This is a genomic window from Acinetobacter baylyi DSM 14961 = CIP 107474, from assembly GCF_000368685.1.
Taxonomy (GTDB): domain Bacteria; phylum Pseudomonadota; class Gammaproteobacteria; order Pseudomonadales; family Moraxellaceae; genus Acinetobacter; species Acinetobacter baylyi.
This window is the reverse complement of sequence record NZ_KB849628.1, coordinates 1,175,551-1,192,079: the sequence shown is the minus strand read 5'-3', so window position 1 is coordinate 1,192,079 and position 16,529 is coordinate 1,175,551. Positions and strand designations below refer to the sequence as shown.

The following is a 16,529-nucleotide window of genomic DNA, read 5'->3' as shown; positions in this document are numbered from 1 at the left end:
CAGAATTCACAGGTGTAATGGCAGGGGCGGCTGGATTCGAACCAACGGATGCCGAGATCAAAACCCGGTGCCTTACCACTTGGCGACGCCCCTAAATATCAGTCATGAAATGAGATAATGGTGATTTGTTCAAGCTATGTACCACATAAGATTTACATGGTGCATGTTGAACAATTTCGCTCACATTCATTTCAGGAGTGACCTCAGTAAAAACACAAGCACCTGTACCTGTAAGCTTTGCCTGACCAAACTGATCAAGATATTGCATTGCTTCTTCTACTTCTGGATATAGACTACGAGCAAGAGCTTCAAAGTTATTTCCAAAATCAGAAGGCTTTAACTGATAGGCGCAAAATGTAGTGCGATTGGAATCTCTTGTCAACGTTTTTTGTGAAAAAAGCAATTGGGTGCTGATAAAACAGTCAGGTTTCAAAATAATGTATTGTTTTTGATCTAAATCCACAAAAGTAAGTTTCTCTCCAATGCCTTCAGCCCATGCATTTTTACCATAAATAAAAATAGGAACATCGGCACCTAGTTTCACACCCAAAGCTGCCAATTGATCGAGATTTAAGCCACAATCCCAGAGCTGATTTAAGACCAGAAGTGTTGTTGCGGCATTGGATGAACCACCACCCAGACCTGCACCCATCGGAATCTGCTTTTCAATCTGAATATTCAGACCGCAATATTTTTTTGCATACAGTTTAAGCAGTTGAGCCGCACGAAAAATCAGGTTTTGTTCAAGATCGACTTGTTCAATGCCTGTAATGCTTAAATTATCTTCGGCTTCAGTTCGAGGTGTGAAAGTCATCCAGTCGTAAAGATCGATTAGTTGGAAAATACTTTGTAACTCGTGATAGCCGTCATTACGACGGCCTGTAATATGCAAAAATAAATTAATTTTGGCAGGGGATGCTACACGAATCATAAACCCAACTTGACTTAACGATTTTGAATAATCATTGTAATACGGTTTTCCTGATTATCTGCAAGTGACTGCTTTAAAATCAGTTTATTGGGAAGAGTTTGCTGGGCATTATAACTTAGATTGACATTCCAGCCATCTTCCTGAATATCCTTGATTCGACCCTGATCATCTTGCATGGTTTTTGCTAAAAGTGTTGCTGGCTTAGCTTGTACCCAGCTTACGATATGGGTGATGGGTGCATCCCAGCCTGTTGCACGTTTTAGTAGTTCTTCTGGGCTGGAGGCGGTAATTAAGCCAGTCTTGGCACTATTTAGAGTGACTTCACCTGGTTTGCCCTCAATTTGTGTTTTACCTACGCCCAGGATACCGCTGAGCTCGATATCAAAATCATCTTGATGCTGTGACCACGTAAAAAAGGCACTTCCAGATTGTTGAGGTGTGCGTACACCAATTTTACCTTGTAAATCAAATTCATTAGGTTGTTCAGCTTGAGCTGTACTCGGTGCTGACTGAGGTTTTATAATGTGTTGACAGCCGCTAAACAATAAAGCACTTGTACAGCATAATGCGATTGAAAGTTGAGATGTTTTAAACATAAATTAACTCTTTTTAGTCACTGTCGGTAAAATTAACGCATCAAGCTGTTTTAATTGTGGATCATTTGCATTTTTTTCTTTGAGCTGTTGTAACACTTCGCTAAATTCTGTGAGATTTCCTTGCATATACAAGGCTTTAGCAAAACGTATTCCAATATTAACGTTATTGCTGAGCGTGTATGCTTTGCCTAATGAAGTGGCTGCTGCTGCATAGTCATTTTGTAAAAAAGCAATATAGCCTAAAGTATCCAGAATGGATGCCTGCTCAGGTGCATATTCTAATGCAAGTTCTGCATACTGACGTGCTTCATCTAAGCGTCGATTTTGTAAGGCCAGGGTGTATGCGTAAGCATTCAAATAGGTTGGACTATTGGGTTCAATCAATAGAAGCTGTTTAAGTGTACGATCTAGCTTATCTCGATCTGAGAACGGATCGAGTAATAAGACTTCTGCATAAATAAGTTCTGGATCATCAGAGATATTTTTTATAGCTTCATCCAGCAGGCGTAAAGCAGCTTTTTTATTTCCGGTCTTTTTTAAAATTTCGGCCTGTGCCTGATAGAGAAAACTGGCATGCTGTGGATAATTGACCCGTTCTTGTGTCAAAAAACGCAAGGCGTCGTTTAAATTACCCTGCTTTTCAAAAATTGACACCAGATTGCGTCTAGAAACGACGTATAGGCTGCCGTCGACCAAGCGATAATAGGCTTTTGCTGTCTCAAAATGCTGTTTGCGTTCTGCATTGACGGCCAGATAATAATAGGCATCATTTTGATACTTTGCAGAATAGCGCAGATCGACCAGATATTGTTCGGCTTTTTCATACTGTTTCAAATCAATACTGGTTAGCCCTGCGATGAATTTGGCATCTTCGGCATCTGGCCAGGTTTTGATAATGTCTTCAAGTTTTTTCAGCGCCAGCTCTGATTCATTGTGGCGAATTAAGAAACGTGCTTCTGCCAGACGGATATCTAGATTATCACGATGACGTTTACTGGATTTGGCATACCATTTTTGTGCGCCCTCAATATCATTGAGACCAATCAATAGATTGGCTTTCATCAAGATAAAACCTGTCACTTTGGGCCGTTTTCTTAAAGCACGGTTTGTATTGATTAGTGCATCTTGTAGATGTCCATTTTGTGCTTCAAGACCAGCAATCATCACCAGAATTGAAGGATTTTCTTTTTCTTTACTGGTTTTGAGTGTTTCAAGCAAGTTTTCGCGATCTTCTTTAGATTCTGGCGCAATTCCAGCCAGGATTTGTTCCAGGTCGGCATTAGGATCAATATTTAGAATTTTATCGAGTGTATTTGCTGCGAGCTTATATTCATGTGCGCGTAAGGCAATATGTGCCAAATAAAACATTGCTGGAACGTCCTCAGGCTCTTGTACAACCCAATGGGTTGCAATATCAAGTGCGGCTTTCAAGTCATTGTATTCAAGTGCAATATCGAGGGCACGTTGTTTAATACTGGTTGAATTACTTTTGATTGCGAGTACAGTATAGTTATGAATTGCAGTTGGAACATCGTCATATGCCAGTGCAAACTCGGCAATCATGCTTTGTTTGAGGGCTTCACTATTAAACGAATTTGGATGAAATTCATCCGCAGCTCGAACATGGGCAGCGGAAGCCATGCTACCTAGCAACAAGAATGTGGTAGAATATTGTTTAATGGACGTACCGTTGAACCGGTTATTCATTTGTCGCAATTTTTAGTAATCCAAGTAATGCTTTTTATGACACCGATATTGCACAATAGCATAAATTTAGCGAAATGATGATCTGATATGTCTTTCTTTGCATTGGGTGTCAACCATCAAACTGCTTCTGTCGAGTTGAGAGAACAAGTCGCGTTCAATGCTGAACGTTTAAAGGACTTGCTAGCTCAGCAGCGTAATCATGCCCATTTAAATGATATGGTGGTGGTGTCGACGTGTAATCGCACAGAAGTCTATGCCATGACAGAACATGCTGACATACTGCTAAATTGGCTCGCCCAAACAAATGGTATTGATATTAAACAGCTTCTTCATCATGTTTATCGTTACGAAGATGCACAGGCTGTTACACATCTGATGCGTGTTGCAAGTGGCTTAGATTCCCTTATGTTAGGTGAGCCTCAAATTTTGGGGCAGGTTAAAAGTGCCTTGGCACTGTCCAAAGAAAGCCATACAGTGTCACGCGACCTAAATCGTATTTTTGAATACGCATTTTATGCAGCCAAGCGGGTTCGTTCAGAAACTGCTGTGGGAAGCCATGCTGTTTCGATGGGTTATGCTGTAGCTCAATTGGCATTACAGGTATTTAGTAATCCTGAAAAACTTACTGTCATGATGGTTGCTGCGGGTGAAATGAATACGCTCGTTGCCAAGCATTTGGCTGAAATGGGTGTGGCAAAGGTCATTATCTGTAACCGTAGTCGTGAACGTGCCGAGTCTCTGGCGCAAGAAATTGCGCATCAGGTCGAAGTTGAAATTATTGGGTTTGATCAGTTGGCAGCGAATTTACACCGTGCAGATGTCGTGTCTAGTTGTACTGGAAGTCTGCATCAAGTGATTTTTTATCAAGATGTCAAGGCAGCACTGAAAAAGCGTCGCTATAACCAAATGCTCCTAGTTGATTTGGCTGTTCCACGAGATATTGATTCTAAGGTTGAAACACTAGATGGCGTCTATCTATATGGTGTAGATGATCTGCAAAGCGTGATTGATGAAAATCTGGCGCAACGCCGACAGGCTGCAGTAGAAGCTGAAGTCATGGTGAGTCAGCTTGCAAGCCAGTTGCTCACCCATCAGAAAATCCAGCAGGCAGGCAGTACAATTCAGATGTATCGTGAGTTCAGTCAACAACAAAGTCAGGATGAGATAGCACGGGCATTAACAGATCTGAATAAAGGTCATGATGCTGAAGACGTTCTTAAACAATTCGCCCATCGTCTAACTCAAAAAATGATGCATCCGACCTCTATTTTGCTCAGAGAGGCAGCACAGCATGAAAGTCCAGATTATTTTGAGTGGATGAAAGAACAACTGACAGACGTATTTGAGCATCAGCGCAAGCCTAAAAACAATCTGGATCGATAATTCAAGATAATAATCTTAAGTTGATCTGTTTGCTTAATTCATTGAGCTGTTGACGTAGATTGCGTGATTCAATCAATGAAATAGGTGCCTTTAACTTTTGACGCAAATATTTTTCTTTCAAGCCCAGCGCATATTCTTTGGCATGTTTATCGGCAGTTTCTGGTGCATTCATTAAGGTTTGAATGTCGGTACGTTCAATGATATCTGCAATTTCATGACTAAACTGATTGCAGGCGCCTAAAACGTAATAAGTGGCCAGTTCCTGATCATCGGGTAATTCATCAAAGACACGGTCAATGATGGCTAATATTTGAGCCAGTAATTGTTGTGGATCAATAAAAGCCCGCAAAGCCTCGAAGTGAATATAAAGATAAGGATGCTGCATCAATAATGCTACAGCAAAATCTTCATCTTTGGTCTGGATATTAAAGGATAACGAGGCATCATGACTGATTTGAGGCGTCCATTTACGCCCCAAACCGAGCTTTTCACGGAAAGATTGTGTGAGCAGGTAGCGAAAAGAGCCTTGTTTGGGTAATAACTCTGTGAGTTCACGCAGCTCGCCCATGACCTGACTTTTGCCCTCAGGCGTAGAGATGTCATGTTGCTGTGTTAAATGTGCAAAAATAAAATCGGAAAGTAAGGGTGCTTGCTCAAGTAAGCGCTGAAAATGTTCCAATCCTTCACGGCGAATGAGCGAGTCTGGGTCATGCTCTTTGGGAAGTACAAAAAACTTGAGTTCTCGACCATCGTTGAGTGAGGGAAGGGCAATTTCCAAGGTTCGACGTGCCGCTTTTTGCCCTGCTGCATCGCCATCAAAGGCAATCGTGATTCTAGAGTTCTGTTTAAATAATGTATTTAAGTGATCAGCATTACTGGCTGTGCCTAAGGTTGCTACCGCACCATAGACGCCATATTGCTGTAAAGCAATCACGTCCATATAGCCTTCTACCATTAACCAGTCTTTTGCCTTGAGTTTTCTGCCTTCATATAGACCATAAAGTAACTGGTTTTTATGGAAAATCTCGGAGTCTGGTGAGTTGATATATTTAGGCTTGATTTCATCATTCAGCGCACGACCGCCAAAACCGACCACACGCCCTTTATGATCACGAATCGGGAAGATGACACGCTCACGTAGCAGGTCAAAGTCACGTCCACTATCACTTGAGCGGATGAGTCCCACTTGCTTTAATCCTTCGATATCATAAGGAAAGGCTTTTTCAAGGTGCTGCCAGTCTTCGGGTGCATAACCCAAACGCCAGAATTGAATAGTTTCTGCACTCAAGCCACGTTGTTTAAAATATTGCTGTGCCTTATTACTATTTGGCAGCTGTTTTTCATAAAACTGAGCTACATTTTCCAATAGGTCATAAAGATTGCCTTCTTGAGGGGCATCTTCAAAACCCATATAGCTTTGATCAAACTGTGCGAATGGATCGTCAAAGTAAGAGGGTGCTTGTAAACCGTCAATCTGTTCCGATGATTCGGATATTGCAGCATGGTGAGATGGTGCAGATTTTTCAGTATTTACAACAGGTTTCGGTTCTGGTTTTTGTGTATTGCGCTTATAGGAAAGTTTCTTTTGTTCAAAGTTATCTTTAGGAAGTTCAACGCCCGATTTACTAGACAGTTCCTGCATGACATCAATAAAGTTACGCCCATCAATATCCATCAAAAAACGGATGGCATTACCGTTGGCCTGACAGCCAAAGCAATGGTAATAGCCCTTGTCTCGATATACATGGAAAGAAGGGCTTTTTTCTTGATGAAATGGACAGCAACCCGAATAGGTTCTACCTGTTTTTTTTAGTTTGACTCTCTGGCCTATTAACTCAACCAGATCAGTCCGATCTAGAATTTGATCAATGGTATGCTGAGGAATAGCCATAACGAGAAATATCCTAACGACAAGCGCAGTTTTTAAAATAACAATTTATTAGTGTATATGATGAAAAGCCAAAAAAGAATTTTGATCGTAAGCAAAAATAAAAAGGCAGGTATTAAACCTGCCCTTTTTTATTGATAATCACTGATCTGGTTTATTTGGCAGCATCAGCCCCATCAGTGTTTTGTGTATTTTGCGAGCTACTTTGCACTGGTGGCTTTGGAATTTCGGCTGGTGTGTGCTGGGTTTGAGCTGCTGGTTTGTCCAATAATCCCAAACTTAGGCGATTGGTCCAACTACGTTTATCATCACTTTCTGGGGTGGTATTGCTACTATCACGCGACGCATTGGCTTGAGCTTCACGACCAAAAATACCCAAAGTAGCGCGATTGACCCAGCTCGCATCATGACGAGCAGCACGCAAGTTGACCGTACCGTTGGCACGTACAAGATCTGGATAATTTAGCTTTAACAAATTCACATATTGTTGTGAAGTTGCCTGATCACCTAATTCATTGTATGCATAAGCTAAAGTTGCAAGTGCTTCTGGTGTCTGAGGTGTTTGTGGGAAATGTTCTACAACCCATTGTGCACGATCAATCGCAGCAACCCATGCTTTACGTTTGATATTAAAACGCGCCACATTCATTTCACTTTCTGCAAGCTCTTGTCCAATAAATTTCATCCGTTGAGCGGCATCTACTGAATATGGACTACTTGGAAAGCGACGGATCAGATCTACAAAATTCTGATAAGCCAGCTTCATATAGCTGGTATCACGATGTGATTGTTGAAGCGAAGTATAACGCATCAAACTGTCGTAATTCAGTTCCATATTGGCTACACCGCGAATGTAATAAACATAGTCAATATTCGGATGTTGTGGATTTAAACGAATAAAACGATCCGCCTGAGAAACAACCGTTTCATATTCTTTTTGCTGAAACTTGACATAAAGTAGATCAAGCTGTGCTTGAGCAGCATACTGGCCTGTTGGGTAATATGTATCTATCGCTTCTAAAGATTTAGCGGCTTCTGTATATTGTCCACGATCAAGTGCTTTCTCTGCTTTTTGGAAGTAAATTTGTTCACTTGACTGAGGGCCTGTATCGACTACTTCTTTTTTGGGATTACTGCTACAGCCCACCATTGCAGCCGCTACGCCAAGAGAAAGGGCAAGCATGGTAATCTTATATTGTGGTAGCGACATAAAAACTCCTCTGTTTAATACGGGCAATGAGCTACAATTGCGCTATTAAACCACTTTTATCTCAATGAGCAAATGACTTCAGCACAATCTTCTAATACTAATCTCTCTGAAACAGACTTCAATTTACTCGAAGATTCTGAGGATGCAGATAACCATACTTCTGAGACAACTGCAACACGTTTATCGTTGCAAGTTCAACTTGATCCAGATTACTTAGGTCAGCGTATTGATCAGGTCGCTGCAACCGTCTGGAATGAATTCTCAAGAGAAAAACTTAAACAATGGATGAAAGATGGTCACCTACTGGTCAATGGCGAAGTAGTCAAACCTAAATATCGCTGCGAAGGTAATGAGCTTCTGACACTTAATGTCGAGCTTGAAGCGCAAACAACAAGCCAACCTGAAAATATTCCACTCGACATTGTTTATGAAGACCAAGATATTCTGGTGATTAATAAACCCGCAGGAATGGTCGTGCACCCAGGTGCGGGTAATCCATCTGGAACACTGGTCAATGCATTGCTTTATCATTACCCGAAAGCTGTCGAACTTTCACGTGCTGGCTTGGTTCACCGTATTGATAAAGACACCAGTGGTTTACTGGTTGTCGCTAAAAATCTGGAAGCGCAATTTTCATTGAGTAAACAACTGGCAGATAAGTCGGTCTATCGAATTTATGATTTGGTGGTTTATGGCAATATTATTGCGGGTGGAACCATTGATGAGCAAATCAAGCGACATCCTGTAGATCGTATCAAAATGGCAATTTTACCAGGTGGGCGTGAAGCAGTTACACATTACAATGTCAAAGAGCGTTTCCAACACTTTACCCGAGTACAGGCTCAACTTGAAACAGGTCGTACTCATCAAATTCGTGTACACTTTAGTTATATTGGACATGGCTTGGTGGGTGACCCAGTATATATGAGTCGCGTACGTGTGCCAGCAGGTGCCAGTGAACGTTTGGGCCAGACATTGCGTGGCTTTAAGCGTCAGGCTTTACATGCTTCAAAACTTGGCTTGGTACATCCTCGTACTCAAGAGGAAATGATGTTTGAAGCACCATGGCCTGAAGATTTTACCCAGTTACTTGAGGTTTTGCGTCAAGATAATGCAGCTTACTAGGTAAGGAACAGAGCATGGATTTTGTAAAAGGGTTACCTACAGGTGTGTATGTAGGGCAAACCAGAATTCAGCATCCTAAAGCTATTCAAAGCCCTTTATCAGAGCTTGAAGGTTTTAACTTAGCCTTGCATGTGAATGATGATCCGTTTCGTGTACAGCAGCATCGTATGATTTTGCTGGATGAGTTTTCTCAATACGGTGTCAATAAAATGACATGGATGACTCAAACGCACAGCACCATTTGTCATACCGTGAATGACGCTATGACCATGAACGCATTGACGGGTGACGGATTGGTGACTCAGAGCAAAAAACATGCCCTCATGATGATGACAGCCGACTGTTTGCCTGTGGTTTTGGTCAATCGAACAGGTACTGAAGTTGCCAATCTGCATGCAGGCTGGCGGGGCTTAGCAGATGGCATTATTGAAAATACCATCGAAGCCATGCACAGTGGGCCTGCATATGCATGGCTGGGTGCAGCTATTAGCCAGCCATGCTTTGAGGTGGGCGAAGAAGTGAAGCAAACCTTTTGTGCAAAATATCCAGAACTCGACACTGCATTTGAACAGGGCAAACAATTTGGCAAGTTTCAGGCAGATTTATATTTGATCGCGACCTATATTTTACAGTTACACGGTGTGGAAACGATTTTGGGCGGTGATCAATGTTCATATCGTCAGGACAAAGATTATTACTCTTATCGTCGTCATGCCAAAACGGGACGAATGGCAACATTCGTGTTCATGCAATAAAGCTGCTAAACTTTTTCTAACTGGTTGATTAAATCTCATTATGTCGCAACTCAGAAAATCTCTTTCAATCGTCTTTCATAGTCCTTATGGTCATACGGCAAAAGTTGCGGCATATATTGCACAGGGCGCCCAAAAAATGGGAATCGACGTGCATATTATGCCAATTGAGCATATTGACTGGGATATTCTGGATCATTCTCAAGGAATTATTTTTGGTTCACCCACCTATATGGGTAGTGTTTCTGCAGATTTCAAACGTTTTATGGACAGTACATCTAAGCGTTGGCGAGATCGGATCTGGCAAGGCAAGCTGGCAGCAGGGTTTGCAAATTCAGGTGGCTTAAGTGGTGATAAGCTTTCTGTACTTCAGCAAATCAATATTTTTGCCATGCAGCACGGCATGCTGTGGTCAGGATTGCCCTTAATGAGTACAGGGCATCGCGAAGATGATTTAAATCGATTGGCTAGTTGTTTGGGATTGATGACACAGTCAGATAATGCGCCAGTCGAAATCACACCTCCACAAGGTGATCTGGATACTGCAATCTGGTTTGGTGAGTATATCGGTGGGTTACTTTACCGTTTGCATTAAACAATCAAACAAAAAGCCTTAGTAAAGGCTTTTTGTATAAATTACTTATGCATAATCCGTGCTTTGTCACGTTGCCAGTCACGATCTTTTTCGGTTGCACGCTTATCATGTAACTGTTTCCCTTTCACCAGTGCAATTTCGAGCTTGACCAAGTGACCTTTCCAGTAACATGCCAAAGGTACACACGAATAACCTTTCTGATTGACAGCACCTAGTAGTTGACCAATTTCACGACGTGACAGTAGTAATTTACGTGTCCGTGTGGCTTCAGGCACAACATGGCTCGATGCGGTAAGCAACGGTTGAATTTGAGCACCAAATAGGTAGGCTTCACCATTTTTAAAGATGATATAGCTTTCGGTAAGGCTCATACGACCTGCACGCAAGGATTTTACTTCCCAGCCTTGCAAAGACATACCTGCTTCAAATTTTTCTTCAATAAAATAATCGTGTCGGGCGCGTTTATTCTGCGCAATGGTACCGCCATTATTTTTTTTAACTACTACTGCTTTCGACATAATCTTAAAATTCCAAAGTTATGCTTATTGTGCCTTAAACAACGACCGAGGTGAAGTTTTTTCATTTTAATGGAGTGACTTCGCTAAGAAATCAAGATTTGCTAGAATTAAGACTTACACAATAAACTAGAGTACAACCGGATGTCTAAAACACGTGTTATTTATCCAGGCACATTTGATCCTATTACTAATGGTCATGTAGATTTAGTCACCCGTGCATCAAGAATGTTTGATGAGGTTGTGGTTGCAATTGCAATCGGGCATCATAAAAAACCTCTTTTTAGTTTAGAAGAACGCGTCAAGCTGGCTCAGTTATCATTGAGTCACTTGCACAATGTGGAATTTGTTGGTTTTGATGGCTTGCTGGTCAATTTTTTTCGTGAACAAAATGCAACGGCTGTTTTGCGTGGGTTGCGCGCCGTTTCCGATTTTGAGTATGAATTTCAACTGGCCAATATGAATCGTCAGCTTGATCATCATTTTGAAGCGGTATTTTTAACGCCTTCAGAACAGTACTCGTTTATTTCATCGACTCTGGTGCGTGAAATTGCACGCCTAAGAGGTGATGTCGCCAAGTTTGTGCCTCAGGCTGTGGTTGAGGCTTTTGAATATAAACATCAACAAGGTTGGTAGCGTGTCATTATATATCACTGAAGAATGCATCAATTGTGATGTCTGTGAACCCGTGTGTCCCAATGAAGCCATCTATATGGGTGAATTGATTTATGAAATTCATCCCGATTTATGCACCGAATGTGTTGGACATTTCGATCAGCCACAATGTCAGCTTTTTTGTCCAGTGGACTGTATCCCCAAAGATCCAGACCATGAAGAAACACAAGATCAACTCATGCAGAAGTATCAAAAACTAATTGATCAAAAAAGCGCGAGCAATTAGATCAAATCTTTGATACTATGCGCACACGAAGTGGACTGGACGGTCGCTGCTGTGGAGGTCTTCGTGACTGAAACAGGGGAGGAAAGTCCGGGCTTCATAGGGCAGGGTGCCAGGTAACGCCTGGGCGGTGAAAGCCGACGGAAAGTGCAGCAGAGAGTAGACCGCCTCATTCGTGAGGTAAGGGTGAAAGGGTGCGGTAAGAGCGCACCGCGTGTCTGGTAACAGTTCACGGCATGGTAAACCCCACCAGAAGCAAGACCAAATAGGAATCCTGAGGTACGGCCCGTACTGGATTCGGGTAGGTCGCTTGAGCGTATGAGTGATTGTACGCCTAGAGGAATGATCGTCCTCGACAGAACCCGGCTTACAGGTCCACTTCACCAATTTTATGAAAAATTTGCTTGACGTATCTTAGAGAACTTAAGATAATGCGCGCACAGTTTTCGGCTATGTAGCTCAGTTGGTTAGAGCACCGCACTCATAATGCGGGGGTCACAGGTTCAAGTCCCGTCATAGCCACCATTTTATAGACCATGCTCCTGCATGGTCTTTTTTTATGTCTTTTATCAGTGCGAATGGATTTTATACAAAATATCTAGCTGTATTCGTGTGTCATATTGCATTTAGTTTTATTGTTAAAATTGTAAGGAAAATAGCGGATTTAGATATTTTTGAATATTTGCTGAGCAGATGAATAGTAAAACTATTGACGCTCATCTGTGTTCTATAGATAATGCGCACACAGTTTATGGCTATGTAGCTCAGTTGGTTAGAGCACCGCACTCATAATGCGGGGGTCACAGGTTCAAGTCCCGTCATAGCCACCATTTTTAAAGATCATGTACCTTACGTGATCTTTTTTTTTATTTATCTTTTTTAGATTTTTATTTCACATTCAAGTTCACTGTTTTAGTTTTCTAATTCCAACCGAACTTATGCATTTTCATCACCCACTCAAAAGGATGTTATGGCATGAATAAGTCATTATTACTACTTACAACAACAATTGCATTTACCCCCGTTGTATATGCACAAGATCTTAGCTGGGGCGACCCAAAGGCCGAAGCGGGGCAGGTCAAAGTATCGGGTGCCATCCGCACGCGTTATCTCAGCAAAGATTTTCAAGATGAAGCCAATGAGGGGTCAAATAACAACTGGCGACTGGCTGATATCAAGCTTAATTTAAACTATGAAAATCCGAAATGGCTGGCGGCACTCGATGCACGTTGTTATGAATACGATGAACTCTGTGATGCGGTTTTTTTGAGTGATGCATGGGTTGGGTACAAGATTTCTGATCAGCAGCGCGTGAGCATCGGATTACAGCCTGTGGAATTTGGTTTCGGACGCTTTTGGGGGAGTAGTTACTATGAAACCCTCATGAATACGGTTGGCTTTGAAGATGTATCTGCACTTGGTTTACGCTATCAGATCAATCATGATGATTATCATCTAGGCTTAGGTTTTTATCCGACAGATGGTGGTAATTATAAAGGTACATCTCAAGATTCGAGTCGTTATAGTCCTGCCTTTGTTAAAGCTGATGATTTGACAACAGGAACTTATCTTGAAGAGCGGAATATGTGGATTGGTCGAATGTCCAAAAATTTTCATATGAATGCTGTAGAGGGATTATCTACCGAAGTTGGGACATCATTTTGGTATTCTGATCTTAAAAATAAGAAAAATGGCCTGAGTGGCTCACGCCATAGTTGGAACGTCTTTGCGCAAACACAATATAATGCTTGGCAGTGGATGTTTTTGGCAGGTAAGCAATCGGTCAATAATCGTGATGACATGCAGCCCGATACCTCTACATTGGGGGCATTTGATTCTAACTATCAGTTGGCTAACAAAACAAAATATTTGGTCAATGAGATCAATTATAGTTTTAATCAACCATTTTACAAAATTGGGAATATCAAACCTTATGTGTCCTATAGTCGACTCTTTAAACAGCAGTCGGGGTATCAGGATTCTGATCGTTTAATTGCAGGTGTGTCTTTTAATTATAAAGCAATTGGTATTCAGGGTGAATACATCTGGAGCCGTAATGATCCAATGACAGGTGCAAGCAGTGATGGATTGGCACAAGGTGATCATAATGGCTGGAATCGAATGCTATATCTAGCGCTTGGCTATTACTTTTAAATGATAAAAAGAGGCATGTTCAAGCAGTTGTATGATGCTTGAACATGTAGTCTTTAATTTTGATGTTGCTCAATCAATGCCAGTGTCGCAGGGCGAATATAAAATGGCTTTAAAATCTGCATCAGTAATGGTTCAAGTAGATTTTGTTGCTCAAATGCTCGAAGTACTTTGGGGTAGAATCGTAAAGCTTCAGTCTTAATATCGCTTTCATTCAAACCAATGCCATAAAGTAAGTCTTGCAGCGTCTCATGTTCATAAAATCGATAAAATACTTCGACACCTCGAAGAATTAGATTTTGCATAAAGGGTTGTTGACGTAATTCCTTCCAATACTCATAGATCAAGACAAAAAACTCTTCTACATCCAGTGGATCAATCTTTGAAATATATTGATAAACCGTTTTTTCTTTTAAATCATCCCAAATATTTCGAATCAAATCTTCCAGATCATCATTGGATAAAATAGTCAGCTCAGCCAATTGCTCCTGAATAAATGTAGCGAGATAATCTTCGAGTTTCTGTTCAATTCGCTGTTGTTGCTTGAGTGAAAAACGTTTGATCCGCTGTTGCCAGCTAGAATGAGGATGTTGTGTATGATGTTCTTGAAAATTAGGATTTTGTAAAAAACCAGGAAGCTTTTTCTGAATAACAGTGGTCGCAATAAAATGACAAAGCTGCTGAATAGCAGGACTATCACGCAAGAAATTATTCAGATATACACGCACATGTTCAAGCTCTAAAAATTTGGACAGCCAAATTTCAAATTGATGATCTGAAATCAGATCATTCAGGGTAGAGGAAGATTTTAATGCAGAGATGAAAATCTGTTTAGAAACTTCACCAATAAATTCCAGCAAATCCGCACCTAGCTGCATTTCAAGTGCATAACGCTGTACAACGGCTTGAAGTTGTTCAAGGTCTACCACTTGATTGAGATTAAGGTATTGAGTGGACTGAAAAATTAAATGACAAATATGCTGAATATATTCGGGAGAGTGATCTGCAGAAAGTTGTTGTTGATAATAACGAACTTGCTCAAGCAAAAGTGCTTGAGCAAGTTGTTCGCTAGATGATGTCTGATCCTTAGTCATCGGGTCTCCAGCCATTTACGATAGGGTAACGACGCTCTCGACTAAAAGCACGTGAGCTAATACGCGGGCCAATTGCACCTTGACGGCGTTTATATTCATTTCGATCAACCAGGCGAATCACTTTTTCAACGACTTCTTTGTCGAAGCCTTTGGCAATGATATCTGACTGACTTTGATCTTCTTCAATATAAGCATAAAGAATTGCATCAAGAATATCATAAGCAGGTAGCGAATCCTGATCTTTCTGATCGGGGCGCAATTCTGCCGATGGCGGACGAGTAATCACACGTTCTGGAATAACAGGTGTTTCACTCAGAGTGTTTCTGTATTTTGCGAGTTCAAATACGATGGTTTTATACACATCCTTAAGAACAGCAAAGCCACCCACCATGTCACCGTAAAGTGTGCAATAACCCACAGCAAGCTCAGATTTATTTCCTGTTGATAAGACTAAATTACCAAATTTATTGGACAATCCCATTAACAACGTACCACGAGCACGTGCTTGCAAGTTTTCTTCAGTTGCATCCGCAGGCGCATTTCCAAAGAACGGGTAGAGCGTTTGCATAAAACTATTGACGATTGGATGAATCTCGGCAATTCCGAAAGTTACACCCATACGACGCGCTTGTTCGGTTGCATCTTCAACACTAATCTGAGATGTATAAGTATATGGCATCATGACGGCCTGTACTTTGTCTGCACCAATCGCATCGGCCGCGATGGCGAGCGTTAAAGCAGAATCGATACCGCCAGACAAACCTAGAATTACGCCTGAGAAGCCTGAGCGTTGAACGTAGTCACGCGTTGCCATGACCAAACTTTGATAGATTTCAGCAATGGTATCAAGTGCGGGGGCAGGGTCAATTTTTTTATAGCGCTTTTGTTCAATATCAAATTCACTGTAGTACAGCTCTTCTTTGAAGCTTGGCGCCTGAAATGCGACTTCTCCATCGTGATTGATAATAAAGCTGCTACCATCAAAAATTAGATCATCCTGACCACCCACTTGATTGAGATAAACCAGATGAACATTGAGCTGCTTAGATAGCTCAGTCAATGTTTGGACACGATGCTGTGGTTTACCTACTTCATAAGGAGATGCGTTTAGAACCAGAACAGTTTCAACATTCAACTTAGAGAGTTGCTTAACCGTATTGATCGACCAGATATCTTCACAAATCAAAACACCAAATTTATGTCCAAGGTATTCAAACACCAAGTGCTGATGACCAGGACTAAAATAGCGTTTTTCATCAAACACACTATAGTTTGGTAAATTGTGTTTGTTGTAAACACCCAGAACAACACCATCTTTCATGACAGCTGCAGAATTGTAACGATGACCTTCTTCGGTTTGATGAACAAACCCAAACACCATGACAATATCTTTAACTTCCTTGAGTTGCTGAAATGCCTTCTGCATCCGTTTGTTTAAATTTGGACGTAAAAGAAGATCTTCTGCGGGATAGCCAATCACAGAAAGTTCTGGAAAAATAATTAAGTCAGCATTTTGTTTTTTAGCTTCATTTGCTTGCTCAACCATTCTTTGAGCATTTGAATCAATATTGCCAATATGCGGTGAAAATTGAGCAAGGGCAATTTTAAAACTTTTCATTCAAACCTAGTCCTAGATCGATAGCACAGATATACGTCAGCAGTTGATTTTGTCGTTGTCATTATG

The 16,529-nt window shown here is 41.3% G+C and carries 15 protein-coding genes, 3 tRNA genes and 1 other RNA gene; 10 read left to right on the top strand and 9 right to left on the bottom strand.

Going from position 1 to position 16,529, the window contains the following annotated elements; translation table 11 throughout:
* Window positions 1-18: 18 nt before the first annotated feature.
* The 4 genes from F952_RS14870 to F952_RS14855 all read right to left on the bottom strand — a co-directional run bounded on the left by F952_RS14870 (window position 19) and on the right by F952_RS14855 (window position 3,234).
* Window positions 19-93 (bottom strand) — tRNA-Gln (locus F952_RS14870).
* Window positions 92-931 carry a 4-(cytidine 5'-diphospho)-2-C-methyl-D-erythritol kinase gene (gene ispE / locus F952_RS14865; protein ID WP_004929443.1) on the bottom strand — a complete coding sequence of 280 codons (840 nt, stop codon included), beginning with the start codon at window positions 929-931 and terminating at the stop codon, window positions 92-94. The genes F952_RS14870 and ispE overlap by 2 nt, the downstream gene beginning before the upstream one ends.
* A gap of 14 nt (window positions 932-945) precedes the next feature.
* Window positions 946-1,527 (bottom strand): lipoprotein insertase outer membrane protein LolB, encoded by a 582-nt coding sequence (gene lolB, locus F952_RS14860; RefSeq protein ID WP_004929441.1) that lies wholly within the window; start codon window positions 1,525-1,527, stop codon window positions 946-948.
* Window positions 1,528-1,530: 3 nt separating this feature from the next.
* Window positions 1,531-3,234, bottom strand: coding sequence for a tetratricopeptide repeat protein (locus F952_RS14855; protein ID WP_004929439.1), 1,704 nt, complete (start codon window positions 3,232-3,234; stop codon window positions 1,531-1,533).
* Between the two features lie 87 nt (window positions 3,235-3,321).
* On the opposite strand from F952_RS14855, the gene hemA reads away from it, so the two are divergent.
* Complete coding sequence (gene hemA, locus F952_RS14850; RefSeq protein ID WP_004929436.1) at window positions 3,322-4,617, top strand: glutamyl-tRNA reductase; 1,296 nt, start codon at window positions 3,322-3,324, stop codon at window positions 4,615-4,617.
* Between the two features lies 1 nt (window position 4,618).
* Here the strand turns inward: hemA and F952_RS14845 are convergent, their stop codons facing one another.
* Window positions 4,619-6,508 carry a DNA primase gene (locus F952_RS14845; protein WP_004929432.1) on the bottom strand — a complete coding sequence of 630 codons (1,890 nt, stop codon included), beginning with the start codon at window positions 6,506-6,508 and terminating at the stop codon, window positions 4,619-4,621.
* Between the two features lie 151 nt (window positions 6,509-6,659).
* On the bottom strand, window positions 6,660-7,715 hold the full coding sequence (locus tag F952_RS14840) for an outer membrane protein assembly factor BamD (RefSeq protein ID WP_004929430.1): 1,056 nt from the start codon (window positions 7,713-7,715) through the stop codon (window positions 6,660-6,662).
* Window positions 7,716-7,787: 72 nt separating this feature from the next.
* Here F952_RS14840 and rluD point away from each other — a divergent pair, with 72 nt between their 5' ends.
* From rluD to F952_RS14825, 3 genes are read left to right on the top strand one after another with little or no spacing between them, the layout of a single operon-like run.
* A complete protein-coding gene (rluD, locus tag F952_RS14835) occupies window positions 7,788-8,840 on the top strand; it encodes a 23S rRNA pseudouridine(1911/1915/1917) synthase RluD (protein ID WP_004929428.1) in 1,053 nt (350 codons plus the stop codon).
* A gap of 14 nt (window positions 8,841-8,854) precedes the next feature.
* Window positions 8,855-9,595, top strand: a complete 741-nt coding sequence (gene pgeF, locus F952_RS14830; protein WP_004929426.1) for a peptidoglycan editing factor PgeF — start codon at window positions 8,855-8,857, stop codon at window positions 9,593-9,595.
* Between the two features lie 40 nt (window positions 9,596-9,635).
* Window positions 9,636-10,187 (top strand): flavodoxin family protein, encoded by a 552-nt coding sequence (locus tag F952_RS14825; protein ID WP_004929423.1) that lies wholly within the window; start codon window positions 9,636-9,638, stop codon window positions 10,185-10,187.
* 41 nt (window positions 10,188-10,228) lie between these two features.
* Here F952_RS14825 and smpB read toward each other — a convergent pair whose 3' ends face one another.
* Window positions 10,229-10,705, bottom strand: a complete 477-nt coding sequence (gene smpB, locus F952_RS14820) for an SsrA-binding protein SmpB (RefSeq protein ID WP_004929420.1) — start codon at window positions 10,703-10,705, stop codon at window positions 10,229-10,231.
* A 141-nt stretch (window positions 10,706-10,846) separates the two neighbouring features.
* Between smpB and coaD the strand changes: the two genes are divergently transcribed.
* From coaD to F952_RS14795, 6 genes are all read left to right on the top strand, one after another.
* The gene (coaD, locus tag F952_RS14815; RefSeq protein ID WP_004929418.1) at window positions 10,847-11,338 is read left to right on the top strand and encodes a pantetheine-phosphate adenylyltransferase; all 492 of its coding nucleotides are present in this window, start codon (window positions 10,847-10,849) and stop codon (window positions 11,336-11,338) included.
* 1 nt (window position 11,339) lies between these two features.
* A complete protein-coding gene (locus tag F952_RS14810) occupies window positions 11,340-11,603 on the top strand; it encodes a YfhL family 4Fe-4S dicluster ferredoxin (protein ID WP_004929416.1) in 264 nt (87 codons plus the stop codon).
* A 27-nt stretch (window positions 11,604-11,630) separates the two neighbouring features.
* Window positions 11,631-11,986, top strand: an RNA gene (rnpB, locus tag F952_RS16610) — RNase P RNA component class A.
* A 62-nt stretch (window positions 11,987-12,048) separates the two neighbouring features.
* Window positions 12,049-12,125 (top strand) — tRNA-Met (locus F952_RS14805).
* A gap of 228 nt (window positions 12,126-12,353) precedes the next feature.
* Window positions 12,354-12,430 (top strand) — tRNA-Met (locus F952_RS14800).
* 145 nt (window positions 12,431-12,575) lie between these two features.
* The gene (locus F952_RS14795) at window positions 12,576-13,754 is read left to right on the top strand and encodes a hypothetical protein (RefSeq protein ID WP_004929412.1); all 1,179 of its coding nucleotides are present in this window, start codon (window positions 12,576-12,578) and stop codon (window positions 13,752-13,754) included.
* Between the two features lie 53 nt (window positions 13,755-13,807).
* Here the strand turns inward: F952_RS14795 and F952_RS14790 are convergent, their stop codons facing one another.
* Window positions 13,808-14,845 (bottom strand): hypothetical protein, encoded by a 1,038-nt coding sequence (locus F952_RS14790; protein ID WP_004929410.1) that lies wholly within the window; start codon window positions 14,843-14,845, stop codon window positions 13,808-13,810.
* The gene (locus F952_RS14785; RefSeq protein ID WP_004929407.1) at window positions 14,838-16,463 is read right to left on the bottom strand and encodes an NAD+ synthase; all 1,626 of its coding nucleotides are present in this window, start codon (window positions 16,461-16,463) and stop codon (window positions 14,838-14,840) included. Before F952_RS14785 ends, F952_RS14790 begins: the two co-directional genes overlap by 8 nt.
* Between the last annotated feature and the right edge of the window lie 66 nt (window positions 16,464-16,529).

Excerpts from the sequence above, each read along its gene's own strand:
- coaD (WP_004929418.1), top strand. The coding sequence starts at position 10,847 with ATGTCTAAAACACGTGTTATTTATCCAGGCACATTTGATCCTATTACT.
- F952_RS14785 (WP_004929407.1), bottom strand. The coding sequence starts at position 16,463 with ATGAAAAGTTTTAAAATTGCCCTTGCTCAATTTTCACCGCATATTGGC.
- rluD (WP_004929428.1), top strand. The coding sequence starts at position 7,788 with ATGACTTCAGCACAATCTTCTAATACTAATCTCTCTGAAACAGACTTC.
- ispE (WP_004929443.1), bottom strand. The coding sequence starts at position 931 with ATGATTCGTGTAGCATCCCCTGCCAAAATTAATTTATTTTTGCATATT.
- hemA (WP_004929436.1), top strand. The coding sequence starts at position 3,322 with ATGTCTTTCTTTGCATTGGGTGTCAACCATCAAACTGCTTCTGTCGAG.
- F952_RS14795 (WP_004929412.1), top strand. The coding sequence starts at position 12,576 with ATGAATAAGTCATTATTACTACTTACAACAACAATTGCATTTACCCCC.
- smpB (WP_004929420.1), bottom strand. The coding sequence starts at position 10,705 with ATGTCGAAAGCAGTAGTAGTTAAAAAAAATAATGGCGGTACCATTGCG.
- F952_RS14840 (WP_004929430.1), bottom strand. The coding sequence starts at position 7,715 with ATGTCGCTACCACAATATAAGATTACCATGCTTGCCCTTTCTCTTGGC.
- F952_RS14845 (WP_004929432.1), bottom strand. The coding sequence starts at position 6,508 with ATGGCTATTCCTCAGCATACCATTGATCAAATTCTAGATCGGACTGAT.
- lolB (WP_004929441.1), bottom strand. The coding sequence starts at position 1,527 with ATGTTTAAAACATCTCAACTTTCAATCGCATTATGCTGTACAAGTGCT.
- pgeF (WP_004929426.1), top strand. The coding sequence starts at position 8,855 with ATGGATTTTGTAAAAGGGTTACCTACAGGTGTGTATGTAGGGCAAACC.
- F952_RS14825 (WP_004929423.1), top strand. The coding sequence starts at position 9,636 with ATGTCGCAACTCAGAAAATCTCTTTCAATCGTCTTTCATAGTCCTTAT.
- F952_RS14790 (WP_004929410.1), bottom strand. The coding sequence starts at position 14,845 with ATGACTAAGGATCAGACATCATCTAGCGAACAACTTGCTCAAGCACTT.
- F952_RS14855 (WP_004929439.1), bottom strand. The coding sequence starts at position 3,234 with ATGAATAACCGGTTCAACGGTACGTCCATTAAACAATATTCTACCACA.